This window comes from Marinobacter guineae (assembly GCF_002744735.1).
In the GTDB taxonomy this organism is placed as follows: domain Bacteria; phylum Pseudomonadota; class Gammaproteobacteria; order Pseudomonadales; family Oleiphilaceae; genus Marinobacter; species Marinobacter guineae.
Map to the genome: position 1 here is coordinate 612,012 of NZ_KZ319340.1, position 24,765 is coordinate 636,776.

General features: G+C 58.2%; 24 protein-coding genes. 8 read left to right on the forward strand and 16 right to left on the reverse strand.

Annotation, left to right across the window (positions count from 1 at the left end; translation table 11 throughout):
- The first annotated feature begins 206 nt into the window (after positions 1–206).
- Positions 207–488, forward strand: coding sequence for an Lpp/OprI family alanine-zipper lipoprotein (locus CLH62_RS10875; RefSeq protein ID WP_099618176.1), 282 nt, complete (start codon positions 207–209; stop codon positions 486–488).
- 41 nt (positions 489–529) lie between these two features.
- Here CLH62_RS10875 and CLH62_RS10880 read toward each other — a convergent pair whose 3' ends face one another.
- The 7 genes from CLH62_RS10880 to CLH62_RS10915 form a co-directional block, all read right to left on the reverse strand.
- Positions 530–1,318 (reverse strand): slipin family protein, encoded by a 789-nt coding sequence (locus tag CLH62_RS10880; protein WP_099618177.1) that lies wholly within the window; start codon positions 1,316–1,318, stop codon positions 530–532.
- 39 nt (positions 1,319–1,357) lie between these two features.
- Positions 1,358–2,824 carry an NfeD family protein gene (locus CLH62_RS10885; RefSeq protein ID WP_228152828.1) on the reverse strand — a complete coding sequence of 489 codons (1,467 nt, stop codon included), beginning with the start codon at positions 2,822–2,824 and terminating at the stop codon, positions 1,358–1,360.
- Between the two features lie 44 nt (positions 2,825–2,868).
- On the reverse strand, positions 2,869–3,621 hold the full coding sequence (locus tag CLH62_RS10890; protein ID WP_211285730.1) for an SDR family oxidoreductase: 753 nt from the start codon (positions 3,619–3,621) through the stop codon (positions 2,869–2,871).
- A gap of 56 nt (positions 3,622–3,677) precedes the next feature.
- Complete coding sequence (locus tag CLH62_RS10895; RefSeq protein WP_099618180.1) at positions 3,678–4,748, reverse strand: L,D-transpeptidase family protein; 1,071 nt, start codon at positions 4,746–4,748, stop codon at positions 3,678–3,680.
- A 234-nt stretch (positions 4,749–4,982) separates the two neighbouring features.
- On the reverse strand, positions 4,983–6,374 hold the full coding sequence (locus tag CLH62_RS10905; protein ID WP_099618181.1) for an MDR family MFS transporter: 1,392 nt from the start codon (positions 6,372–6,374) through the stop codon (positions 4,983–4,985).
- Between the two features lie 3 nt (positions 6,375–6,377).
- Positions 6,378–6,803, reverse strand: a complete 426-nt coding sequence (locus CLH62_RS10910; protein ID WP_099618182.1) for a MarR family transcriptional regulator — start codon at positions 6,801–6,803, stop codon at positions 6,378–6,380.
- Between the two features lie 161 nt (positions 6,804–6,964).
- Positions 6,965–8,248: an MFS transporter gene (locus CLH62_RS10915; protein ID WP_099618183.1), complete on the reverse strand. Its 1,284-nt coding sequence runs from the start codon at positions 8,246–8,248 to the stop codon at positions 6,965–6,967.
- Between the two features lie 271 nt (positions 8,249–8,519).
- Between CLH62_RS10915 and CLH62_RS10920 the strand changes: the two genes are divergently transcribed.
- The 3 genes from CLH62_RS10920 to CLH62_RS10930 all read left to right on the forward strand — a co-directional run bounded on the left by CLH62_RS10920 (position 8,520) and on the right by CLH62_RS10930 (position 12,404).
- Positions 8,520–9,422: a helix-turn-helix transcriptional regulator gene (locus CLH62_RS10920; protein WP_099618184.1), complete on the forward strand. Its 903-nt coding sequence runs from the start codon at positions 8,520–8,522 to the stop codon at positions 9,420–9,422.
- Between the two features lie 9 nt (positions 9,423–9,431).
- Positions 9,432–11,195, forward strand: coding sequence for an ExeM/NucH family extracellular endonuclease (locus CLH62_RS10925; RefSeq protein WP_099618185.1), 1,764 nt, complete (start codon positions 9,432–9,434; stop codon positions 11,193–11,195).
- A gap of 135 nt (positions 11,196–11,330) precedes the next feature.
- A complete protein-coding gene (locus tag CLH62_RS10930) occupies positions 11,331–12,404 on the forward strand; it encodes an AraC family transcriptional regulator (RefSeq protein ID WP_099618186.1) in 1,074 nt (357 codons plus the stop codon).
- Here the strand turns inward: CLH62_RS10930 and queE are convergent, their stop codons facing one another.
- Together queE and queC are read right to left on the reverse strand one after the other, a co-directional pair.
- The gene (queE, locus tag CLH62_RS10935) at positions 12,405–13,061 is read right to left on the reverse strand and encodes a 7-carboxy-7-deazaguanine synthase (protein WP_099618187.1); all 657 of its coding nucleotides are present in this window, start codon (positions 13,059–13,061) and stop codon (positions 12,405–12,407) included.
- The gene (gene queC / locus CLH62_RS10940) at positions 13,061–13,726 is read right to left on the reverse strand and encodes a 7-cyano-7-deazaguanine synthase QueC (RefSeq protein WP_099618188.1); all 666 of its coding nucleotides are present in this window, start codon (positions 13,724–13,726) and stop codon (positions 13,061–13,063) included. The genes queE and queC overlap by 1 nt, the downstream gene beginning before the upstream one ends.
- A gap of 185 nt (positions 13,727–13,911) precedes the next feature.
- On the opposite strand from queC, the gene CLH62_RS10945 reads away from it, so the two are divergent.
- The gene (locus tag CLH62_RS10945; protein ID WP_099618843.1) at positions 13,912–14,445 is read left to right on the forward strand and encodes a 3'-5' exonuclease; all 534 of its coding nucleotides are present in this window, start codon (positions 13,912–13,914) and stop codon (positions 14,443–14,445) included.
- A 15-nt stretch (positions 14,446–14,460) separates the two neighbouring features.
- Here CLH62_RS10945 and CLH62_RS10950 read toward each other — a convergent pair whose 3' ends face one another.
- Positions 14,461–14,715: a hypothetical protein gene (locus tag CLH62_RS10950; RefSeq protein ID WP_228152829.1), complete on the reverse strand. Its 255-nt coding sequence runs from the start codon at positions 14,713–14,715 to the stop codon at positions 14,461–14,463.
- A gap of 527 nt (positions 14,716–15,242) precedes the next feature.
- Here CLH62_RS10950 and CLH62_RS10955 point away from each other — a divergent pair.
- Complete coding sequence (locus tag CLH62_RS10955; protein WP_099618190.1) at positions 15,243–15,515, forward strand: hypothetical protein; 273 nt, start codon at positions 15,243–15,245, stop codon at positions 15,513–15,515.
- Between the two features lie 25 nt (positions 15,516–15,540).
- Here the strand turns inward: CLH62_RS10955 and CLH62_RS10960 are convergent, their stop codons facing one another.
- The 3 genes from CLH62_RS10960 to CLH62_RS10970 are packed head-to-tail and all read right to left on the reverse strand — an operon-like array spanning position 15,541 to position 20,045.
- On the reverse strand, positions 15,541–15,954 hold the full coding sequence (locus CLH62_RS10960; protein ID WP_099618191.1) for a response regulator: 414 nt from the start codon (positions 15,952–15,954) through the stop codon (positions 15,541–15,543).
- A gap of 12 nt (positions 15,955–15,966) precedes the next feature.
- Complete coding sequence (locus CLH62_RS10965; RefSeq protein WP_099618192.1) at positions 15,967–16,524, reverse strand: hypothetical protein; 558 nt, start codon at positions 16,522–16,524, stop codon at positions 15,967–15,969.
- A 35-nt stretch (positions 16,525–16,559) separates the two neighbouring features.
- Positions 16,560–20,045 (reverse strand): response regulator, encoded by a 3,486-nt coding sequence (locus CLH62_RS10970; protein ID WP_228152830.1) that lies wholly within the window; start codon positions 20,043–20,045, stop codon positions 16,560–16,562.
- A 172-nt stretch (positions 20,046–20,217) separates the two neighbouring features.
- On the opposite strand from CLH62_RS10970, the gene CLH62_RS10975 reads away from it, so the two are divergent.
- Positions 20,218–21,288 (forward strand): hypothetical protein, encoded by a 1,071-nt coding sequence (locus CLH62_RS10975; protein ID WP_099618194.1) that lies wholly within the window; start codon positions 20,218–20,220, stop codon positions 21,286–21,288.
- On the opposite strand, the gene CLH62_RS10980 is transcribed toward CLH62_RS10975, so the two are convergent.
- Positions 21,285–21,536 (reverse strand): hypothetical protein, encoded by a 252-nt coding sequence (locus CLH62_RS10980; protein WP_099618195.1) that lies wholly within the window; start codon positions 21,534–21,536, stop codon positions 21,285–21,287. The genes CLH62_RS10975 and CLH62_RS10980 overlap by 4 nt on opposite strands.
- A gap of 200 nt (positions 21,537–21,736) precedes the next feature.
- Here CLH62_RS10980 and CLH62_RS10985 point away from each other — a divergent pair, with 200 nt between their 5' ends.
- Positions 21,737–22,081 carry a hypothetical protein gene (locus tag CLH62_RS10985; protein WP_099618196.1) on the forward strand — a complete coding sequence of 115 codons (345 nt, stop codon included), beginning with the start codon at positions 21,737–21,739 and terminating at the stop codon, positions 22,079–22,081.
- Positions 22,082–22,091: 10 nt separating this feature from the next.
- Here the strand turns inward: CLH62_RS10985 and CLH62_RS10990 are convergent, their stop codons facing one another.
- Positions 22,092–23,378, reverse strand: coding sequence for a serine hydrolase domain-containing protein (locus CLH62_RS10990; protein ID WP_099618197.1), 1,287 nt, complete (start codon positions 23,376–23,378; stop codon positions 22,092–22,094).
- A 116-nt stretch (positions 23,379–23,494) separates the two neighbouring features.
- Positions 23,495–24,676 (reverse strand): sensor domain-containing diguanylate cyclase, encoded by a 1,182-nt coding sequence (locus CLH62_RS10995; RefSeq protein ID WP_228152831.1) that lies wholly within the window; start codon positions 24,674–24,676, stop codon positions 23,495–23,497.
- Positions 24,677–24,765 lie beyond the last annotated feature (89 nt).

Consider the following 24,765-nt stretch of genomic DNA (forward strand, 5'->3'; position numbering starts at 1 on the left):
AAGAAAGTCTGGCACCAGGATTAAGTTGTTGTCATAGGCCAGGAATATTTACCTATCCTGAGTTAACATTTTGCCTTACAGTGTTTTACACTGTTTAACGACTCCGGTAGTCATTGCCTATTGCACCTATCGGGCAGGTCGACAGGATGTCGTCTATACTGACTTTCGGATCACAGGAAATAACTCGACCAATAAGGGGATTTACAATGCGTAAACTGACGATCGCCGGTTTAGCACTTGCCACTGCTCTGACTGCAGGCTGTGCCACAACGGATCAGGGTGCCATCGACGAAGCAAATGCAACAGCAAGCTCCGCTGAGAGCACTGCTGAAAATGCAATGAACACCGCTAACAGCGCTGCCAGTACTGCCCGCACCGCCCAGCGGACTGCGGAAGAAGCACTGGCCGCAGCGAAGGCAGCCCAGAGAGCTGCTGACGAAGCAAACGAGCGTGCCAAGCGTATGCTCGAGCGTTCCAGCCAGAAGTAAAGCTGAAGCGTGATGGAAGAGGCCGGCACTGCCGGCCTTTTTTATGCCTCGGGTTCCGGTTTTTCCGGAGTCACCGGTTTGTTCTGCTTCAGGAACGTGGTCATCAGTTCCATCGGCAACGGGAAGACGATGGTGGCTGAATTGGTATTACTCATATCCGCCAGGGTCTGCAGGTACCGCAACTGCATTGATCCCGAATTTCGGGACATTACATCTGCAGCTTCCACCAGCTTCTTTGAGGCCTGCAACTCGCCCTCGGCATGAATCACCTTGGCGCGACGTTCGCGCTCAGCCTCCGCCTGACGGGCAATGGCCCGGATCATGGATTCGTTCAGGTCCACGTGCTTGATTTCCACGTTTGCCACCTTGATGCCCCACTCCTCGGTCTGGGCATCGATAATCTCCTGAATATCGGCATTGAGCTTGTCCCGCTCAGAGAGCATTTCATCCAGATCATGCTTGCCCAGCACTGAGCGCAGTGTCGTTTGGGCCAGTTGGCTGGTGGCCGAGTTGAAATCCTCAACCCGGATGATCGCTCGCTCCGGATCCACTACCCGATAATAGAGCACGGCATTTACCCGAACCGTGACGTTATCCTTGGAAATCACGTCCTGACTGGGCACATCCAGTACAATGACCCGCAGGTCAACCCGCACCATCTGTTGGATACCCGGGATTATGATCATCAGGCCTGGGCCTTTCACCCCCTGGAACCGACCGAGGAAGAAGACAACGCCACGCGCATACTCCGGCAGAATCTTGATGGCCGAACCAAGAATCAGCAGTAACACCACGATGGGTGCAAGATAGGGAACCAATTCGCCAATCATATGGCCTCCTTGTTTTGCCGTTCGTCGCTGTTTGCCGGATCAGCCGTTTTCCGGAATGACCCTGACACTTACCGTTAAACCCTCGATTGCCGTAACACGCAACCGGTCACCCTCCCTGACTGGTTCATCACTGATGGCATTCCATCGTTCACCGCTGATTCTGACATGACCCCTGAAGTGACCGTGCTCTCCGGAAAAATCGTCCAGTGACACGCCCTCTTCATGACTCAACTGCTCCGCACCACTGACCGGGTGCCTGCGACGCAGACCAATGAACCTGGTGACGGTCCAGAGGATAAACCCGCCAGCGACGACTGCAGTGCCGCCAATCGTCGGCAGGGAAATATCCCGGTGACTGCCATCCATCAGGATGACCGAACCGGTTACGAAGGCCACGATTCCTCCAACACCCAGGATCCCGAAACTGGGCACAAAGGCTTCCCCGACGATGAAAGCAAGACCGAGCATAATCAGCGCCAACCCAGCGTAATTGACAGACAGCACCTGAAAGGCAAACAGAGCCAGAATCAGGCAGATGGCACCAATCACGCCGGGAACCACGGCGCCGGGGTTGGCCAGTTCGAAAATAATGCCATAAAACCCGATAATCATCAGGAAATAGGCGACGTTTGGATCGGTAATCACGGACAACAGGCGGGTGCGCCAGTCTGGCTGGGAGCGGACGATTTCAAGATTTCCGGTTGCCAGTTTCATGTCTCCCGAAGCCATGCGAACCGTGCGGCCGTCGACTTGCTGAAGCAGATCCCGAAGATTCGGAGAAACCACGTCTATAACGTTCTTCTCGAGCGCTTCGGCGGCACCAAGATTCACCGCTTCCCGCACCGCCTCTTCTGCCCAGTCAGCATTGCGGCCATGGCGCTCAGCTAACCCGCGAATGTAACTGACGGCATCTTCCAGTACCTTACGCTCCATGGCAGTGCTGCCGCGACGTTTGCTGTCCTCTTCCCCGGTGCCTTCTTCGGCAGCAGGCGATTCAGCCCCGGACCCATCACCCTGCTTGGCATCAGCGTCTTTGGATGCAGGTTCACTCTCCGGCTCCGGACTTCCCGGCAGGCCGCCCATCTGGACCGGAGTCGCCGAGCCCAGGTTGGTTGCCGGTGCCATGGCGGCGATGTGGCTGCCATACAGAATGTAGGTTCCGGCGCTGGCTGCCCGGGCGCCCTGAGGAGAAACATAGGTGGCCACTGGGACTTCGGAGGCAAGGATGACTTTGATGATGTCCCGCATGGAGTCCATCAGCCCGCCGGGCGTGTCCATTTCGATGATGACAAGGCCGGCACCTTCGGATTCAGCCTGACGAATGCCACGGGTGACATAATCCATGGTGGCGGGGCCGATTGCCCCTTCAACCGTCAGCACCAGAGCGGTACCGGAAGAATTCTGCTGAGCAAATACCTGGTGCGCCAAGGAACTCAGTGCCAGCAACGCGCCAGTCAGCAATGCCAGCGCCCAAAGCCGCAGGCGGACGGGACCCCGAGATCGCATGGGACGGTTTACCTGCATAACGCCTCCCCGGATGCGGAAGAAATTCAAAAGATTCGGGCCAGCACCGAAACCGGCAGACGCCGAAGCAAAAATCCGATGGGTGTCCAGGGCCAGGCTGGCACAAAGCACTCTGCCTTGCCTGAGTTGATGGCCTTTACCATGGCCCTGCATCCCGTTTCTGCGTCAACAATGAACGGGGTATTCCGGACTTTCTCGTTAATCTCGGTGCGAATGTATCCTGGATAAAGTGTAGTCACCTTTATCGGGGATTTCGCTTTTGCCAGCTCCACCCGCAACCCCTCGGACAAAGAAGCCAGGCCAGCCTTGGTTGCCGCGTAGGTAGTGACATTACCCGGCAGCCCCCGGATCGCTGTTACGGAAGATACGGTGACCAGATGTCCCCGGTTCTGTTCCCGGAAAATTTCCATGGCCGCTTCCATCTGGGCGAGAGCCGCCACGAAATTGGTTTCCGCAGTCTGCCGGTTGGCACCGAATTTTCCGGTACCCAGTGGCTGCCCCTTGCCGATTCCGGCATTCACGATAACCCGGTCAAGGGATCCGAATTCGTCCCGGAATGCCCGGAACACCGAAAACACCTGATCGTGATCGTTCACATCAAGGGCGCGGAGGCTGACAGTCACTTTCGGGTAGTCGCGGTTGAGCTCTGCCTTCAGGATTTCCAGACGGTCTGTGCGCCTGGCGCACAGGGCCAGGTTGTCACCCTGGGCCGCGAACTCCCGGGCCATACCTTCGCCCAGGCCGGAACTGGCACCGGTAATCAGAATGGTCTGGCTCATGGACACTCGCTGTTTCCGGTTATTGTAATGGTGGTGCCGGCCGGGGCCGGGCCGTCTCAGAAATAAAGCCGCTGCTCGGGTTCCGTCGCGGAGTCAGGCGCTTTCTCCTCGACTGTCTTGTCCGCAGCCATTTGGGTAACCCGTTCCCCGATCATGGTAGGTATACCATCAGCCTGATCCACCGCAAGCTCAATGGCGGCCCTCTTGACCTCGACACCCGGATTGCCGGCGCGGAAGGCCTCAACCTCCGAGAAAACCTGCTGCCACAAACGATCCCGATCCTCACGGGGGTACTCTTCATAAGGACGGTGCACTTCCAGCCAGACCTCACCCTCGGACAAACCAATCTTGACGGCATCACGCACTATCTGGACGGGTGTTCCCTTCTCGACCTGGTACACGAACCTTGAAATATCTTCGTTATACATCCGGAAACAGCCATGGCTGACCGGCATACCCACACCAAACTGTTTGTTGGTGCCATGGATCAGGTAACCCTCTTTACTCAGCATCAGGGCATGACTACCCAGTGGATTACCAGGACCAGGAGGAATCATCCGGGGCAGGTAATCACCCGACGCCTCATACTCAGCCCGAATGCTGGCCGGCGGGTACCAGGCAGGGGATTCCAGTGGCATGGTCACCTTCGCGTCAGTCAGCGGTGACGGATTCTCCGCGGTGCCCACCCCGACTGGATAAACCTGCACGCCTTCATCAGTAAAGTAGTACAGACGGTATTCCGCCAAATTGATGACAATACCCTCCCGCCTGGCATCCGGAAGCACATATTGCCGCGGCAGGGTGATCATTGTGCCTTCCCCGGGCAGCCAGGGGTCGACGCCGGGATTGGCTTTAACCAGCTCCAGATACCCCATGGCCAGGCGATTGCCAATAGCCGCAAAGGTATCCTCGTAACTGGTCTCATAGACTCCCAACTGTCCCGCCAGATCGCCCTGAACCGGAAAAGTTGGAACACGGGGGCTTCGATCCGGCGCTGCCGGGCTTTCGGGATCGCTGGCATTCCCTGCACCGTTTGCAGCAACGCCCGCTGCCGGCTCCGCCGCCTGAAGCGCCGGGAGCATCAGAGATTGCGCCAGGAAAAGCACCGCTAAACATCTCAACCACATAGACAAAGTTCCGAAAGCATCAGGGCACCCCGGTAATGACAGTAGGTACCTTCAGGAGTTCACGTTGGTCGCCCATACCGTGATTACAGCAAGCGCAATAAACAGAACGCTCGCACCAATTCGCGTCGCGCTGCGGCAAGGGACAACCATTCCATCAGCGAGTGCCCCGCCATAATAACCCGTATGTTGACGAGCAACATCCCCACCGTGGTTCCCGGGATTACCCAGACGGGACTAGACCCGCATCCGCCATACCGGTATCGCTGCGACGGCAACAAACGCCGCCACCAGCCACCAGGCCGAATGGAAGGCGTTGATCGTTGGCATTCCCGCACTGTGCTCACCAAACTCAATGGTCAGTGCCACCAGGTTGACACCGAATGCGCCACCGAGCTGCCGCATGAAGTTCAGGGTACTGGAGCCGGCACCCAGTTCCCGAGGTTCCAGCGGATTAAGAGCGCCCGTTGACAGTGCCGGAAGCATAAAGCCGATACCGATCCGGCCCAGCACTGCCCATAGCACCAGCCAGCCAAAGGCCAGATCCAGATCCGAAAGGGCAAACAGCACCGCCGACAGGGCAAATACTGCAATGCCGAAGATCACCAGCTTGCGGGCGCTCTGTTTGTCCGCCAGCCGGCCCGCCAACGGGAAAATCATGCCCAGAACAATACCGGCCGGCAACATCAACAGCCCGGCTTCTGTCGCCGTGAATCCCAGGGCAGTCTGCACAAACAGGGGAATCAGGTAGGTGGATCCGAACAGGGCAAAACCCAATGCCATAGCCCCCAGGCAGGCATAGAAAAAAGACGGCTTGCGCAAAAGGCTAATGTTCACTAACGGGTGCCGGGTGCGCCGCTCCCGAAAAATAAAGAACACCAGCGTTGCCAAGGCCAATAGTGCCTCGGCTGCGATCCATGCCTGCTGTCCGTCCGCTTGCTGTAGCCTGTTCAGGGTATCGAGTGACAGTGCAATGGTAACCCCGAGCAGCACCAGGCCGGGAAGGTCAAAACGGTAGGGGGCCGGCCGGGACACTGGCAGAGGCAGGAAGCGCCAGGCCATCAGGACACCGACAAGCGTGACCGGAGCCGGGGCAAACATCACATATCGCCAGCTCAGCTGATCAACCAGAAAGCCGCCCAGTACCGGGCCCAGAGCCGGCGCCAGGATCACGCCCATGCCATAGATGCCCATGGCCTGGCCGCGACGGTTCCGGGGGAAAATACGGAACACCAGGTACATCCCCATGGGTTGCATAAGACCAGCCATGGCGCCCTGACCAATCCGCGCAGCAATCAACTGTTCGGGCGAGCTGGCAAAGCCACCGGCGACGGAAATCAGCGTGAACAGGAACATGGCCGTGGCCAGGGTTTTGCGAACCCCGAAATGATCCAGCAACCAGGAAGAGGCAAGCATCGTGGTGGTCATGGCGGCGATGAATCCGGTTGCCAGCCAGTGCACCTGGCCCTGACGGATACCGAATTCCACCATGATGTCGTGAAGCGCCACGTTGACCACAGTGGCGCTGAGAACAGTGGCCATGGTACCTGTAACCACCGTAACCAGTGCCAGCCAACGCCAGCGATCTCCGTAGCGGGCCTTCAGGCCCTCAACCGAGTTATCAGCCAAGGATTACTTCTGCTTTTCAGCGTTTTCCAGGATTTTGTGGAAAACCTTGACGGTACACTCGATCTCTTCGTCGCTGATGCCCTCGAGCATTTCCTCCCGAAGCACCTCGGCGCGCCCGGAAAGATCATTCATAAAGGCGCGGCCTGCGTCCGTCAGGTGCAGGCGGCGGGCCCGGCGATCGTTCGGGCAGGGCCGGCGTTCAATCAGCCCCTGCTGTTCCAGGCTGTCCAGAAGCCGAACCAGGGTCGGATTCTCGATAGCCATGAGGCTGGCCAGCTCACGCTGGGTCAGGCCTTCGCCGCCTTTTTCCAGGTAAACCATGGTGCTCCACCGTGCCTGGGTTACGCCAAGATCCTTCAGGCGCTCATCCAGCATTTTTCTCCAGCGGCGGGTAACCCGGGCTACCGCAAAAGGAAACTGGTCTCTCATCTGTCGTCACTCCGTTCAATAAGGGCCAAGTTCAAGCCTTCGGAAAGACTGGCAATCGGCCAACAAATCACACTATCGGAAAGTTACCAATAGTATGCTAACCATTGAAATAAAAACAGATGTGGAAGTAAAAACAAAATCGGGGAAAACCGAGAGCTGCGTCAGCCAGCCTGACGCAGCTCGTCCTGCATCTCATCGACTTCAGGAGACTGGTGGAACTCGTTATTCCGTGGATCCATTTCGGTAAGCACCGGTGATGTTTCCGGCATGGCCGGCACAAAGTGCTCCTGATCTTTCACCGCAACATCCTCGGTATGACTGATCCGGTAGCTGGTGATAACGGCAAGCATCAGCAGGAAGCCGGCATTGCCCAGAAACAGCCCCTTTGGCCCCAGCAGATTGATCAGTTCGGCCATGGCGACAGGCCCGATCACACTGCCAACCCCGTAGCTCAGCAGCAGCGTGGCGCTGGCAGCGACAATGCGGGTACTCTCCATGCGGTCATTGGTGATGGCCACCGCAATTGGATACAGGGTGGCGGAGAGGCCGGTAAACAAGCCCACAAGCAGGGTCAGCAACCAAAGGTTGGACGCCCCCAGAACCCCGACACCGCCAGCCGCGGAAGCGGCAAACAAGGCCACCCAGAACATCACCCGACGACGGTCAAACCGGTCACAGAGCCGGCCCAGGGGCCAGGCCAGTATCATTGCGGCCACGATAGCACTGGCCATGAAGGTGGATGTCCTGGCAACGTCCAGCCCCATCAACGTGGCGTAAACCGGCCCGAGCGCGTAAAAACCGCCAATCATGATGCCGCACACCAAAGCACCGGCGACGCCGGTGAAGGACTCACGGGCCAGGGTGAAGATGGAAATGCGCTGAACCTGCTCAATCACCGGTGCTTCCATCCGGGTCAACGACAGCGGCACCAGGGCCAGTACCAACAAAATTGCGGCAATCGAGAACGGCATGAAGTTGGCTGGGTCGCCAATATTGACGATCAGCTGGCCACCGGCAGCCGAGAGGTAAAATACAATCTGGTAAATGGCAAACAATGCGCCCCGGTTGGCGTTGGTTGCCCGGCTCGAAAACCAGCTCTCGATAACAACCAGAACCCCTGCAATGCTGAAACCGGAAAGCACTCGCAATGCCGCCCAGAAAATCTCGGAGATGGCCATCGGATAGAGCAGGGAAGTTACAGCCGCGATAGCGGCAAACACTGCAAATGCACGGATATGACCGACCCGGCCAATAATCCGGTGAACGTACAGTGTGCCCAGAACAAACCCTATGGAGTAACACACCAGAATCCAGCCGATAATATCCGGCGATATGGCCTCAATACTGAGACGGATGCCCAACAGAGTCATCAGGAACGCATTACCGCTGACCAGCAGAATGATGCTCAACATCAGGGCAGACAGGGAGGTGACCATTCGGGTCATTACAGCAGCTCCGGGCGTTACAGGGTGATTTCGGAATGATGAAACTCAAAGTAGCAGCAACCACCGGACTTTGCCGGCTGCGTATTAGATCAGGAGCCTGAGGTGAAACCACTAAGCACTTCCCGCAACCCGTTAACTGCATCACAAAAACCGGCAAAGGCCGCTATAATGCTGTTTAACAGAGTTTTACATTAATGTGCCGTAACAGACCCTGCCTGCCGGAGCGGGTAACATGAAACCAAGCTATTCATAGGATCATGAGCGCCTGGTTATGAAAAAAACGGACTGGCCCATCCGCTGGGATTTGCTGCTTCGCTACCGACTGATTGAAACCATTGCCCTGTGGGAAGGTCGCCTGACCACTAACCACATCTGTCACAGCTTTGGCATTGGTCGTCAGCAAGCATCCAAGGACATCAATACTTACCTGCGTGAGCTGGCGCCCGGCAATCTGGTTTACGATCGCCACCTGAAGGGCTATGTACCAGCCGAAAAATTTCGGCCGGTGGTTACCCGGGGACTGGTGAACGAGTACCTGGACCTGCTTGCCCGCCAGCAAAACCTGAGCAACACCTTTGAGTCCCTGGACATCGGCCTGCCCGACAGTATCGTTGTCCAGGGCCCCAACCGGGTGATTGCGCCGGAAACCATGCGCGCGGTGGTTACTGCGACGCGGCAAGGCCGACAGTTACGGGCCAGCTACGCGTCCCTGAGCCGGCCGGAAGCCGTGGAAAGCATCCTTGAACCACACACCCTGGTTTGTGCAGGCAACAGCTGGCACCTGAGGGCCTGGTGTGATTCAAACCGGGAATTCCGCGACTTCGCCCTGAGCCGTTTCCGCACCTCTCCGGACGCCCTGAGACAACGTGCAAAACACACCCGTGAGCAGGACAAAGACTGGAATCGCGAGGTTACTCTGGTCGTCACACCGGACCAGCGCCTGACCCAGGCCCAGCAACAGATTATTGCGGGAGATTACGGCATGGAACGCGGCCGGCTGGAGATTGATACCCGGGCAGCACTGGCCCCCTACGTACTGTCGAGGCTGGGGATTACCTTCGACAACCAGCACCCGGATCCGCTTGTACAGCAACTTGAACTGGCCAACCCGGATCAGCTCGGATTCGGCAGCAAACGTGAACAGGCACTCAAAGCCGTTGCCGGCCTCTGCTAAACTGCCGGTGTGAGCGTCGAATTCCGGTTACTTCCTTTCCTCAGTTTTCTTGTTCTGCCGTTCCTGCCAGTTGCAGCTACGGCAGCGTCAGCCTGTGGTGAGCCAGCCACGGCTATTTCTGCTGTCCAGGGTAACGGCCCCGTCTCTGCGCTCACCGGCCAGACGGTAACGGTGGAGGGCATACTTACCCAGGACTCCCGCTCAAAAGGTGGGTTTGGCGGCTTCTATCTGCAACAGGCAGACCATCAGACCGACAACAACCCGGCCACCTCTGAAGCGGTTTTCGTCTATACCAATCGGGATACCGGACAACCCGGCATGCGCCTGCGAGTAACCGGCAAGGTGAGGGAATTTCACGGACTCACCGAGCTGGTAGCGGTGCGGAGCATCCGGATGTGCGGCCTGGAAACGAAGCCGGAGCCGGTCACCATCGAGCTGCCCTGGTCCATGAATCCCGAGAGCCTGGAAAACATGAGGGTGATCTTCCGCTACCCCCTGACAGTGGTGGATAACTACAACCTGGCGAAATACGGCGAACTGGCATTGGCGGCATCGGATCAGGTCCAGCCCACCGAATACCTGTCACCCGGGCAGCAGGCACACCGACGGTCTGCCAGCCACCGCCAGAACCGTGTGTTGCTCGACGACAACCAGTCCGTCCGGGATCCCAGGCCGGTACCCTGGCCACCCATGGGGCTGTCACCATCAACCACCGTGCGGGCCGGTGACCAGATCGACCGACTCGCTGGCATTCTCGATTTCCGCTTCGACGCCTGGCGAATCCAACCGGCGAAAGATCCCCGGTTCCTTGCCGCCAACCCTCGAAAAAAGGCACCTCCACGTCCGCCGGGCGATTCTGTGCGGGTGATGGCCCTGAATCTTGGAAACTTCTTCAACGGAAATGGCCAGGGCGCTGGCTTTCCAACCCCGCGAGGCGCTGAAAGCAGCGCTGAGTTTCGCGAGCAGCGACAGCGCCTGATTCAGACCCTTCAGGAGCCAGATCCAGACATCCTGGCGGTTGCCGAACTGGAAAATGACGGCTATGGCTCCGCCAGTGCAGTCGCCGGGCTGGCCCGTTTTCTGGGGAATCACTGGGGATTTATCAGCACTCCGGGTAACGACGGTGACGACGAAATCCGTACCGCCTTGCTATACCGCCGCGACCGGATCGTTCCAGTTGGTGCGGCCGCCCGCCTGACCGACGGTGTCTTTCGATCCGGAGGCCGACCCCCTCTGGCACAGGATTTCCGGCGTACCGTCGGTGAGCAGACGGTCAGGATTATTGTCCCCCATCTGAAATCAAAATCCTGCCGGGGCGCCGTGGGCGAAGATCAGGATCAATCCGACGGGCAGGGTTGCTATGCCAGCCGGCGGGTCGCCGAAGCCAGGGCCCTGGCCAACTGGCCCGGTGCCAATTCCCGGGACACCCGATCCGCCGGAACCCTGATTGTCGGTGACCTCAACAGTTATGCCCGTGAGCAGCCTCTCTCCGTTCTGTCCAGGGCCGGTTTTGCCAGCATGGTGCACCAGTTCCACCCCTGCACTCGCGCTAACTGCCCACACTACACCTATCGCTACAAGGGCGAGAAAGGCTCTCTGGATTATGCCCTGGCCTCCAAAAGCCTCCGACCACTGGTACTCCAGGCCCAGACCTGGCTGATCAATTCCGATGAACCCCGGGCGCTCGGATATCAGGGCATTGTCCCATCCGGCCAGCAAGGGCCCTGGCGATCCTCCGACCACAACCCGGTAATTGTCGACCTCAAGCTCTGAGAAAAACCGGCAATTGGCCTTTCGGGCCAATTATTCCGTCAGCGAAGTCATGGGGGAATGCATCCTGAGGCGTCATAATCTGAAGCGCCAAACGATCCGCGAAATAACAAGAACAGAACCACACGAGGAAACCCCATGCGCGCCTCAGTATCAACGGCACAGGATCTGGGCATGCCGGCCATTTACCTGCACCTTCTGGCCGAACTGCTGAACACCATTGGTGTTGATGAGCGGGACCTTCTGCTCCGGGTCGGGCTGGACCCCGTCAGACTGGAATCCACCGAACTCCGGGTCAGCCAGACCCAGGCCAGCGAGTTTGTCACCCGGGCCATCATCGAAAGCGGAGAGCCCGGGCTCGGTATCATGCTCGCCCGGGAATTGAAGCTTCCGCTCCATGGAGCTTTGGGAACCGCCATCATGAGCAGTCGCACCCTGAATGAGGCCATGGAGTTGATGACCCGGTATCTCACGCTGCGGGTACCTCACCTTCAGATCAGCAAGCGCGAAGACCGCAACCTCGCCTGGTACCTCGTGACCTGCGATATCGACCTCGGGCCGCTGCACGGCTTCATTATGGATGCCATGCTGTTCGGTTGCGTTTCCATGGGAGCCCAGTTGACCGGATCGGTCGTTGACGGCTTGCGGATTCTTAGACGGGGCCCGGAACCCGCCTATTTTCAGCGGTTTCGCTCACAGATACCGGTGCCGGTGGAATTTGGTGGCACCGACAATGCCCTGGTGATTCCCGTCTCCAGGCTTAGCCTGCCCGTGCGGTTCACCGACGACCAGCTGGCCGCTTCGTCCCGGGCCCAATGCGAAGAGGCATTACGGCAGCTGACCGAGGACGCCGGATTCGCCTGTCGGGTACGACGGGTTATTGAAACCAGCCATCCGTTCCCACCGAAACTCGCCCGGGTTGCCGGCACTCTGTTTGTCTCCGAGCGGACACTCAAGCGCCGGTTGCAGGAGGAAGAGGCCAGCTTCCAGCAGCTGGTGGATCGGGTCCGCCTGGAGCGGGCGAGAGACCTGCTACGGAACACCACCATGACTCTTAGCCAGATTGCTGATGCCATGGGTTACGCCGATGCCGCCAATTTTACCCGGGCCTTCAAGCGCTGGACCGACACCAGCCCGAGCCAGTACCGAAATGCTTCGAAGGCCTCTGGCGCCATGCCAGCGCCAACGCGCCGGATATTGGCAGCCGGGTAGTCAGTCGATACCGATAATCTTGTGCATTTGCAGGGTCAGACGCCATTGCGGGTGAGCCAGACAGTATTCCGTCGCAAGGTGGGTATTGCTTTGCTTGACGCCATCAACACTACCCTCCGGCGCTGAAGGCGATGCCATCGGGGAAAGAAAGTAGTGACTGGCCCGGATATGCAGGAACCTCTCCGGCATCGCCAGGGGCTGCGGGTACACCAGTTTCAGCTCGTCACAGGCTTCGACAACCACCGGCGCATCGGCCTTGGGGCTGACACACAGCCAGTCAATTCCAGCGGGGGCTGGCAGGGTGCCGTTGGTTTCCACGCCGACTTCAAATCCCTCCCGGTGGAACGCCTCTATCAGGGCAGTGTCGAGCTGCAACAGAGGTTCGCCGCCGGTACAGACCACATACGGTTTTCCGGGCGCATTCGGCCAGAGGCTGCGAACATGCCGGGCCAGGGCTTCCGGGGACTCAAAACGGCCTCCGTTCTGGCCATCGGTGCCAACGAAATCCGTGTCACAGAAATTACAGACCGCACTGGCACGGTCTTTCTCCCTCCCGGTCCACAGATTGCACTTGCTGAATCGGCAGAAGACGGCGGCACGGCCGGCCTGAGCGCCCTCACCCTGCAAGGTATAAAAGGCTTCCTTAACCCGGTACATCAGCGACTGTCCTCGTACTCGAGAGGATCTGTAACGCCATTGGCAGCGAACGCCTCAAGCCGCTCCACACACGAGCCACAGCGGCCACAGGCACGCTCGCGACCGTTATAGCAGGTCCATGTCTGTGAATAGTCCAGCCCGAGACGGAGACCTTCGGCCAGGATCTGGCCCTTGTCCATGGCCATGAAGGGCGCCTCAATGCCCACCGGTTCATAGTTGGCTACCCGGCACACTGCATCCATTTTTGCCACGAATTCCGGGCGGCAATCCGGATAGATGGCATGGTCACCACCGTGGGCGCCGTACCACACGGTGCCGCCGCCCACTGTCACCGCATACCCGGTCGCAAGGGACAAAAGGATCATGTTGCGGTTGGGCACCACGGTGGCCTTCATGCTTTCCTCTTCATAGTGCCCTTCGGGCACATCCCGATCGGAGGTCAGCGACGATCCGGACATCACCTCGCTCATGGCACGGATATCAATCACCTTGTGGGGAATGCCCTGGGTTTCACACACCGAACGGGCGTATTCCAGTTCCCGGACGTGCCGCTGCCCGTAATTGAAGGACAGGGCATGGACCCTGCAACCACGAATTCTGGCCAGGTGCAGCAGCGTGTAGGAGTCCATGCCTCCGGAATAGATTACAACCACGGTGTCAGTCATTCGGGCTCCCCGTATGGTTCGATTCGAATTCGGCTGGTTTACTGTCACGCCCGCTACCTGTTGCTGTCATCGGGCTTTTACAATGAATGGACATATTGTAACAGTGCAGGCACAGGTTGGGTTCGCGTCTCGGGTTCGGGGCGGGTAAACTCAGCGAAAAACAACTCATCATCTACACTAAATCCATGACCACTATCCGCCCGGCATTTATCGATTTCGAGGCATCCAGTCTTGATCTGATCGCAAGCTACCCAATTGAGGTAGGCATCTGTATGCCGGACGGCACCCTGCACAGCTGGCTGATCTGTCCGCACGTGTTGTGGCAAGACTGGTCGGAGAGCGCTGAAAAGATTCACGGTATTTCCCGCCAGACGCTTGAGGCAGAGGGCGTTGCGGCCAGTGAAGTGGCTCACGCCCTGAATGAGCTGCTACCGGAACAGGTATTTTGCGATGCCTGGACCTTCGACAGCTTCTGGTTACACCGATTGTTCAGGGCAGCCCGTATCAGACCCAGTTTCCAGCTTGAATCTATCTCGGCGCTTCTGGACTCGCGGCAGCTAAGGCACTGGTCCGCCAAGCGCCAGCAGGTGATCTCAGAACTCGGCTTGCCAGTGCACCGGGCGGCCAATGACGCCCTGATCCTCCATAAAACCTGGGAATGGATCGCCCTGGCAGAAGACTCCGCACTGCCACTGGCTGGTCACAGCCGCCAGGCCTGATCACTTACCCGGAAATCAGTGTCTGATGCGGCGGGATCGCAGTGCGATGACTTCCAGGCCATCACGCATGGTGTTGAGTGTCCAGTAGGTCACCAGAGCCATCAGGCCGGCACCAGCCACCGTGAAGACAAAATCGTCGCCCACCACCTGTCGCTGTGCTACCAGCAGGTAAAGACCCAGTGCAACGATCAGGGCGAGCTCAATAAAAACATGGGAACGGAACTTTTTGCTTGCAGATCCGGCTTCGTCGGGCATTTTGCTAGATTTCAACCTCTGTCTGTCGAAATAAATGAATGGTTAGTATGCGAATTATCACCGGAACAGGGTCGGAAATCTGTACGAATTAGTGGCTACGAGGTTTCCACTACGCCAAAAAAAACGCAGCCATAAAGGCTGCGTATAAAGGAGAGATCCATCAACTGCCTGGCGCGGCAGGCAGTCAGGATTGCACAACGTAAAACACGTGACGGTCGGAATTATGCCAACGTGGTATAAGGCCGTCTGTAAGGGTTTGCCGAAGATGGCGGGCTATTGCAAACGGCCCGTTAGCCTATACACTGGTAGTCGAACCGAAACACAAGAGCCGATATGACCAGAATGATTCCACAGTTCATTGCTTACACAGCCGCAGGTTGCCACACAGGGCAGTCTGCTCGCGCGATGGTGAAAGACATCTAACGGCTTTCGGTCAGTCCCGGGAGCCTTTGTAGCGACCGGGTCAGCTTCTCCGCGAAACCCCGGTCGCCTTCGGCACCGGGGTTTTGTTTTTGCAGCCGCAAAACGACAAGGAGAACATCATGAAAAGACATCCTACAACACGAGCAGCGAACCAGCCCATGAACAATCGCCAGGGGCCGATCAAGCCTCCTGAGAAGCTGCCGCTGCTGGATGCTATTTGCAAAAAACTGAATCAGCGCGTCAACCTGGATGACGAGCAGCGGGTGCTGGGTGTATACGAGCGGGGCTGGATCTTCAAGGGGGTTCTGGGCAACCTGAACGACGCAGAGGCGCGGTACGTCAGGGCACTGGCCACCCGCTATGACTCCTGGATTGCACGGCAGGTCGCGTAAGCGCCCTGCTCAGGGCCTGAATCGGTTAGTGGCGCCGGTTCAGGCCCTGCATCATGGCCGTGTCTCCCCCGTGGACCATGGCGTAGTTATTCACCACATCATGAATCTTCTCCTGAGAGTAGGGCTTCACGACGTAACCGTTAGCGCCGGCACTTATGGCCCGCTGAATACTCTCAATGGAATCGTCGGCCGTCACCAACACAATATGCTGCTCCTCACGGCTACGCTTGAACTCCAGCATCAGCTCGTGGCCATCGCCGTCAGGCAGGCCCAGATCCAGTAAAATGATCTGGAACTCCTGGGCTTCAAAAGCCGCCCTGGCTGAGCCCGCATCGACGCATTCGGCCACCTGCGTTGCCCCGGCGTTGTAGAGCATCTCCACCAGCCGCTCTCTCATCACCGGCTCGTCTTCCACTACCAACACTCTGAGATCCGTCATGGTTTGCTCCTGTCACGCTGTTGGGTCGTTGCCTGTGCGCCGGGGCAGATCCAGTGGCGCAGGGCGGGGCTGGTCCGGCTCCCTGAGATCCGAACGGATCGATACATCCTGCAGCCCGGTAAGTGATTCCTCCATACCAAATCGGGTCAGGATATTGCTGATGCTCACCGCCGTTGTGTACAGGGAGATGGCGATGATCAGCAGAATCGGCTGAACAAAGGTAACAAAGCCGGGCACATCGGAACTTCCCAGTATACTCAATATCAAAATGATTGCCGGGCCAAGCACCACAAACAGGGTAAGTGCGATAAAGAAAACAATGCGTTCCTTGTAGCGCCCCAGATCCCGGTTGGTCACCAGCCCGAGCACAAACTTTCCAATGGCAAGACCCGCCAGAATGGCAGCGGCAATACTCAGATCCGGTCGCAGCAGGGTTTCGTACAACCGGCCTTCCCACAGCCGCTGCATGCCAATGATCAGAAAGGGAAAGAGAACGAACAGGATGTCCGCGTAGGTCCCGTACATCATACTGAGGGAATGGTGCTCTCGGCGTTCCGGAAGTTCACTCATTGCGTTGTTCCTGTTGGTTATTCACGGGTCAGATCTCAGCCCGGGGTCTGCGAAGCAGTCAGGGCGCGGTCTATCATTTCACCGAGCCCCTCAAGCTCGCTGCGAACCCGATCCCAGTCCGGGTCAGTGACTTTCAAAAGATCTTCAAGCCTGCCCGCCTGGCGGGTCATCAGCGGATAGCCCATGGCCCCTGCTGTTCCCTTGATCTGATGGGCTTCTGTTTTTATAAGTCCCTGCTGGCGATGGGCCAGCGCCTCTTCCATCCTGTTCCGGCGATCCGCCAGACTATCAAGAAACTGCGCAACCAGGTGGGCAATCTCGGCGTCCTCATCGGCCTCCGTGACGGAGGCCGGGCTGGCACCCAGTAGCCGTTCCAGCAACGACCGGAGATGCGACTGGTCAATGGGCTTATTCAGAACCCCGTCACAACCGGCCTCAAGCAGAGCATCCGTTTCCTGCTGATCACCGGCGGTAAAGGCGATCACTGGCCGCCGGAACCCTGCCTGGCGGAGCAGCGTGGTGGCAGCAACGCCATCCATACCCGGCATATGACGATCCATCAGGACCAGATGAATGGTGTCTGAAAGTGCCGTCCTGACCGCCTCATCTCCGGTGGTAACGGCCACCACGTCCAGCCCCTCGCGGCGCAGCATACGCTCCACCAGCTGGCGGTTTTCCTCGTTGTCTTCGGCCACCAGCACCCTGCCCTGGTAACGCCGCGCGGACTTATGGATGTTGTCCGGGCTCACCACCAGATACCGGGCCAGGGTTTCGAAAAACCGCTGTTTGTCGATAGGCTTGGCCAGATGCTCATTACAGCCCGCCAGCCGGTAATCGGCAATGTCCTCAGACATCACATTGGCCGTGAGGGCAATGACCGGCGTATTCACTCCGGCTTCGCGCAGCGCCGCAGTCGCATCCCGACCATTCATGACTGGCATCTGGATATCCATCAGAATCAGATCAAAAGGCTCACGAATGGCCAGCTCCAGTGCTTCGGCGCCATTGCCCACATGCACCAGCTCTGCCCCAGTGCGGGAAACCAGCAGGGATACCAGGCGCCGGTTAACGTCGTTGTCCTCAGCACACAGGATTCGGCCAGAAAGTCTCGGCGCCACCACCATGGGCATGGTTCGGCGACGCTGGCTCAGCTCCGAGGCATCCCGCAGGAAATGCACCTGCTCCAGTGACCCGGTACGGATCGAAAGTTCAAATTCACTGCCCTCGCCATAGGTACTGTTTACCCGAATACTGCCCCCCAACATTTCCGCCAGACGCCGGGAAATGCTGAGCCCCAGGCCGGTTCCACCGTATTGTCTGGAGATGGCGGCACTACCCTGGGCAAAGGGATCAAACAGCCGTCCCAACTGCTCCGATTTCATACCGATGCCGGTATCTACCACCCGGGCCACCAGAAGCTCCTGATCGCGATCGCATCGAACAACCAGGGAAATCGAGCCTTTTTCAGTGAATTTCAGGGCATTTCCGCACAGATTTATAATGATCTGGCGCAACCGGGTCGGGTCTGTGAGGATCTGCTCCGGCAACGGGTATTCACAGATAATGCTGAAATCGAGCCCCTTTTCCCGGGCCCGGGGCGCGAAGAAGGCCCGGATTTCATCCAGCAGTTCCGGCAGATTGACCGAGACAATATCCACGTCCAATTTGTTGGCGTCGATTTTCGAGTGATCGAGAATATCGTTGACCAGTTCCAGCAGGTGCCGCCCGCTGCGCACCACTGTCTCGGCACTGCTTCGTTTCTCCGGCTCGCTCAGCTCCGGATCAAGCAGGGTTTCGCCATAGCCGATGATCGCTGCCAGCGGCGTGCGGATTTCATGGCTCATGTTGGCCAGAAACTGGCTTTTAGCCTCCGCCGAGTTGCGGGCCAGCTCTTTCTCCAACCGCTCCTGCTCCCGCTCCCTTTCGATGCGCTGCCGGTTATGGCTCTCCGTGGCATCGATGCAGGTTCCCTCCAGGTGCGTCGGTTCGCCCTCGGCGTCGTACACCGTATGCAGTGAGATGGTGGCCCAGCGCTCATCGCCATCCCGGGTCAGGTACCGGGCCTCGATACCCTTCACTGTGCCCCGTGCCTCCAACTGCTCCACCACCAGACGGCGCAGGCGATCATCGGCAATGCAGGTTTCCAGTACGTCCGGATTGCGCTGGAGCAGTTCCCGACTGCTGTTATAGCCCAGCAATCTGGCCATCGCCGGGTTGGCGGTGACGAAACGACGGCCTGGTGACATCTGAAACACCCCCTCAATGGCGTTATCAAACAGCGACTGGTACCGCTGCAGGTTCGACAGAGCCCGCTGACTCCAGCCAAGGGCCTCGCCCTGAACCTGCTTGATCCGGTCCGCCAGGGCAAACGAGAAGAGTATGATCTGGGCCGTTAAACCGAATTGGGGCGAGTAGGTGGTGAAGGTGTTCAGCGGCAGTATGCCCATGACCGTCAGGGCATAGATCCCGAAACCGACCAGCGCCAGAGTCCAGGCAAAGAAGTAGGAGCGCGCCGCCGGATTGTAGTAGCGCCAGGACAGGTAACTGACAACGATCATGATCATGCTCAGGAGGATCGAGCCGACAACGATCCATTCCATGGCCACGTGATACGGCAGGAACAGGGAGAGCACAAAGGTGGCGACGACAGAGTAGAGGCAAAGCCGGATGACCTGATCAAGATCCGCCGACCGCTCCCGGGTTTCCAGCAGTGACCGGGCCATGAGCAGGCCCCAGAACCAGGTCAGAATAATCTGGAAATGGAGAAATTCCTTGTCGAACAGAGCGGGCCGGCTGTCCAGCAGCTGGACGCCATGGACCTGTTCGGTGGCAATAAATATGGTCGCGGACACCAGGTAGAGTACGTAATAGATATTGCTGCGCTCGCGAACCGAGACAGCAACAAACAGATTGTAGGCCAGGATTGCCAGGATGGCTCCCAGCAGGATCCCCCGGACAGCTTCGTCCACGGATACCTTTTCGATGTATCTGTCCGGATGCCAGAGGCTGATGGGCAACCGGAAGGTATTGGTGTTGGTGACCCGCAAGTAGACCCGGTTCAGGGTATCCGGCGCCAGGGACAGACGGAAGGTTGGATTGGGCACCGCCAGATCCCGTTCGGCCCAGTTATCCTCATAGCCGGCCCGCCGCTGCTCGACCAGGGCGCCATCGCGGACCATGAACAGGGCGACCTCATCCACCAGGGGCAGGGCCAGCTCCAGAATCCAGTCAGTCTGACCCGGGTCCCTGGCTGTGCGCAGATCAAGGCGAACCCAGTAGGCAGACTCGGTGTAGCCGAAGTTCAGTACGCCGCCTTCGTGACGGGTGAACGCGCCCGTCTCCCGGTTCCGGACTTCCTCCAGGGTGTAAGTCTGGTCTGGATCCTCCAGGTACCAGATACAGCCGCCCAGATCGCGAATACTGTCGATACCGCTGCCCAGAACAATCTCGCCGTCACGGCAAGGCCCCGCCGCACTGGCTGTCATCGGCATCATGGCCGTGACCAGTAACAGCAGTGCCATCAACGAACCCGTCACCGCAGGGGGCGCCATTTTTAGCCGTTGCCGCAAAATGTGATCTCCGCGAGGGTAGATACCGGTTTTATGATTTATTGTCAGTAGCCGCGCCGGGATATCAACCCGGTGGTTCACTTTAGCCGTTTACGGTGTTTTTCGCATCCCGGGGCCCTCTGAAATGAGACATTCCTGCATGTTCGCCGCTATTCCCGTCATCGCCGTCGCGCTGGGCGGCTGCGGGCTCGAAGACACCGGCTCGTCGGTCCTGAACCCGGCCACTGACGTCGACCTGACCTTCTCAAGCTTTGATCTGGAGAACACCCAAAAGGCACCGGACAACCTCGAACACACCAGGTTCTGGCATTTTTACCGGGGCATCCAGCCGTCCGGCGACAATGCCGATGATCTGGCAACCACCGGCGAGATCCGAAGCCACATTGATATCTTTATCCGCGCCACGCCCACAGAATCAGGCACCGGATACAGCCGCGTCCGCAACCCCCTGGACCTGATGAATCAGGTTCTGGCCTCCGGCGAGGTCACCAATTTCCAGGAAGGCAAACGTTACATCAGCCAGCGCATTGCCGATGGCGCGGCGGGTACCTACAACTCCCGGGGCAACGGCGCCCAGATCCGCTTTACTGACCAGTCCGCCGTGCTTGCAGACCTGCCTCTGAACGACCAGGTCTGGATCTACCCGACGCTCGATTGGCGTTATCTGCCGGATGGCCCTGAAGGCTCCGGCCTCACGGAAAAGGTGTACCGTACCATCCAGTATGTCAGCCGGAGTGTTGACGAAACGGTCAAGGCCGATCAGCCGCAGCTTGTCAGCGTTCTGGCGGGCAGCCGTTTTGATGCCAACAGTTTCATGGAGCTGGGATACAGTCCCACCGAGTTTGCCACGGCAGACTACCTGAGCCGTAGCTACGGCAGCATCGAGTTTCGGCAGGATTTCATCAAGGAGAATACCGACACCCTGTTCATCAAGAGTGCCGACACCGAAGTGCTGGGGCTGGATCGCTACCCGGGCTATTCGCTGAGCGACAACAGCCCGGACTGTTTGAGGGTTGAGCTGGAATACGACATGAACGTGGTGAAGATCTTTGCCTCAAACGGCGAGCCCACCCGTATTGACGACCCGAATTCTGCGGATGAGCAGGATACCATTGCCAATCCCGCCAATTGCACCAATCAGGAAGATTCAGCGGCAGTCACCAGCTGGGCGACGGTCGCGATTGCCGGCCGTTAGTTAACGCCGCCATCCTTGAGATCCCAGTTCTGAAGAAATCCCTTTTTCCGGTTGATCATCCGCTCATAGGTGGAAATCATGATCGCTGCGTGAGGGGCTTTCACCAAACGGAGCGTTTCAATCCGGCGCTCAAGGCGTTCGACTTCCGAACGCACCTGCTGGTGCACATGATTGCGAACACTGGCGTGATGGTCCAGTTTGACCTTGCGGGAGGCTGGCTGATGGCTGGGTAGTTTGGGCTTGTCCATTCGGCTTCTCGTCCATTGAGTCGTGAAAGATCCTTTTTCCCATTTCGCAAGTCTGCACAACTGTCAGACAAAGCGCAAATAACAATGAATGGAGTTTCAGTTTTATTTGCGCTGGCAGAACCCGCTTTCAGTTCAGTTGACAGAACCCCTGCTATAGTTCCCTGTAGACAAGCAATTCCCCCACCTGTACAGGAGCACCCATGACCCAGACATCCGTGGCGGATACCCTACGTGAATATCTGTCATTGCTGGAACTGCTGGATGATGCCTACTGGGAAGCCAGCAGCATTCATCATAAAGACATGCTGTATGACATCATCAGCATCTTCAGCCAGGAAGTGGCTGAGATCAATAAGCTCAGCATCCAGGATCACCACTACCCCTACGAAGTGATTACGGAAGGTATCAGGAGGGTTGTCCCAAAACTGGAACGGCTGGATGAAAACCGGGAGGACGTGATCCAACGCACCCAGACCCTGACCGATTTCCGGGACATACTGTCGTCCGTACTGGGCATTCTGGAAGCACAGCTGCGCACCATGTGAGGCCTTTGCCTCAGGCGGCAATCATCGGTCGCCGGTGCTCCGGAATCAGCGGGAACCGGTTGCAGACGGTGTAGACAAACCTCGCCAGTGCCGGCAGGTGATGGCCAACAATCGGAATACCGGTGTTGAGCAGGCTGACCGAGATATCCCTGGCAGCATCCGCCCAGCACAGCTTGTTGATCAGACCGATATGGCCAAAGGCAAACCGGCTCTGCTGCCCCCAGAGGCCCACGGGATTCCCGCCCAGCATCATGCCGGCGCTGAACCGCATGGGCACCATCATGGTCCGGTCAATCTGGAGCGAGCCAAACTGCTGGATGGCACGGCGAATGGTGAGTTCACTGCAGATCCGCCGGCCATTCCAGAGCCCCCCGTTCAGCATCATCTGGAAAAACCGGCTCATTTCCTCGGCCGTTCCGCACAGATTCCCGGCGGGAATCACCGCCTCCTGGAAGCGGGGGTCGTTAGTGACCCGCTCGACTGTCCGGATGTCACCGCCCAAAGCCCGGTTGACTACCCAGGAAACGGGAAAACGCGGCGTTGGACCAGTCGCGTAGTTGCTGGCCAGATCGTTCAGGTGTTCCGGGGCAATGCCGTAGGTAAACCATTTCATACCCATTGGCTGGCGCAAATGCCGATCGAGATAGTTTTCAATGGTGTCCCCGGTGACACTTTCCAACACCCTCTGTAATACAAAGCCACCGGTAATGGCATGGTAGGCCACCTTGGCACCGTCCACTTCCACAGGCCTGGCCGCGCAAAGCAGGCGCCAGATCTCGTCGCTATCCCACAGCACATCAATAGGCGTTTCCCTCGGAATGGCCGGAATACCGCCTCGGTGCGAGAGGATCTGGTGAACCGTGATGGTACGTTTTCCTCCACTTGCAAACTCCGGGCAATAGTAGGACACCGGATCCATCAGGTTAACCAGCCCCTGCTCCGCCAGCATATGGATCAGCAGGGCAGTTACCGCCTTGGAGGCCGAAAAATAGCAGATCGGTGTATCGGTGGTCATCGGAACCCGGGCCGCATTCGGAGGATCGTGCGGCCCGTTGCCGGTGGCGTGGCCAATGGCGCGGTGCAGAACCTGCTCGCCCCGGTGACGAACAGAAATCTGGATTCCGGGGTGCACGCCTGTTCGGTAAAGCCCCTGGACACTGTGCCAAATGGCCTCGACGGTCTCTTCACTGACCCCTGCGCCTGCCGGATTTTCACCGGCAGCGTCCCGGAAGGTTACGGTGTCGAGATCACCGGGAATCTGGCAGGTGTGCAGCGCGCGGCGGGCAAGTCGGTTCATCGGGTCAAACCTTTATCAGGACGGTTGTTTTTATTCTATCTTCAGTTTCGCCGGCACGAATCGCATTGGCCGGACGGTGACCGGGCCAGCGTCAACGCTTCCACCCGGCAACGAGCTTACGACTCATTATGGACCTGGTCGTGGAGGTGCGCCATGGCCACACAGTTTCGGCCCCGGTCCTTAGCCAGATACATGGCCTTGTCGGCGGCCGCACACAGTGCTGCTGCGTTTTGCGCGTGTTCGGGGTATACCGCGACGCCTACACTAATGGTTAACGGTACGGTATTTCCATCGCCCAGCGGCTGCGGCGCCTCAACCACCCTGCGGCGCAAGCGCTCGGCTGTATCACGGGCTTCGTCCAGATCCATTTCGGGCAGGACAATCACAAATTCTTCGCCTCCGAAGCGACCGACGGAATCGACACTGCGAACGCTGCCCAGCAACAGACGACTGACAGAGCGGAGCACCGAATCGCCAGCGGCATGGCCGTAGGTATCGTTAACGTCCTTGAAATGGTCAAAATCGATCCAGAGCAAAGCCATCGGGCGCTGATAACGCCTTGCCCGCTCCAGCTCCTCCTCCAGAACTTTCGACATTTCGCGTCGGTTGAAGAGGCCTGTCAGGGGGTCCCGGGTTGCCAACTCTTCCAGTTCGGTTTCCAGCTCCTTGCGATCCGTAATATCCAGGACAATCCCCTCAAGCACTATCGTACCGTCGTCTTCCTCAACTCCCCGACCACGCTCCCAGACCCAGATTCGGCTTCCGTCCTTGCAGGTCAGGCCGTATTCCAGAGAGAAGGATTCGTCGTTCGCCAGTGCCGCCTTAACTTCGCAGAAAATACGTTCACTGTCCTCGTCGTCCATCAGGCTGGCATAACTGGTTACCCGGTTTTCGATCAGCTCCTCCGGTTCATAACCGGTCAGGCTGGCGCAGCCCTGGGAGACAAACAGCATGGTCCATTGAGGATCATAACGGCAGCGGTAGGCCATGCCCGGGAGGTTGTCCATCAACACCTGAAGCTGGCGCTCCCGATTGCGCAGAGCCTGGCGCTGGCTGTGCTGCAGTGACAGCAGGGCCCTGTCCTTGGCGAGCTGGCGAAAAAGCACGGCAAACAGAACCAGGCCGGTGGTGAGGACAAAAAAGAAACCCTTCCAGGTCTGAACAACAGACAGCGTTTCCGGGTCGGGAAACCAGGCCTCGGCAACCGAATCCGAAAACGCGATCCAGGCGACGCCCGCGATCAGATAGACCAGAGCCGCCCAGCTCGCCCTCCGCAGGGGCGTCTGATTGTCATTCAAAGTACTCAGTCCCTGATGTTTCGCCCGTGTAGGCTCCATGGGTACACAGCCATCTGTTTTGATTGTTCATAATGTACGAAAAATAGTCA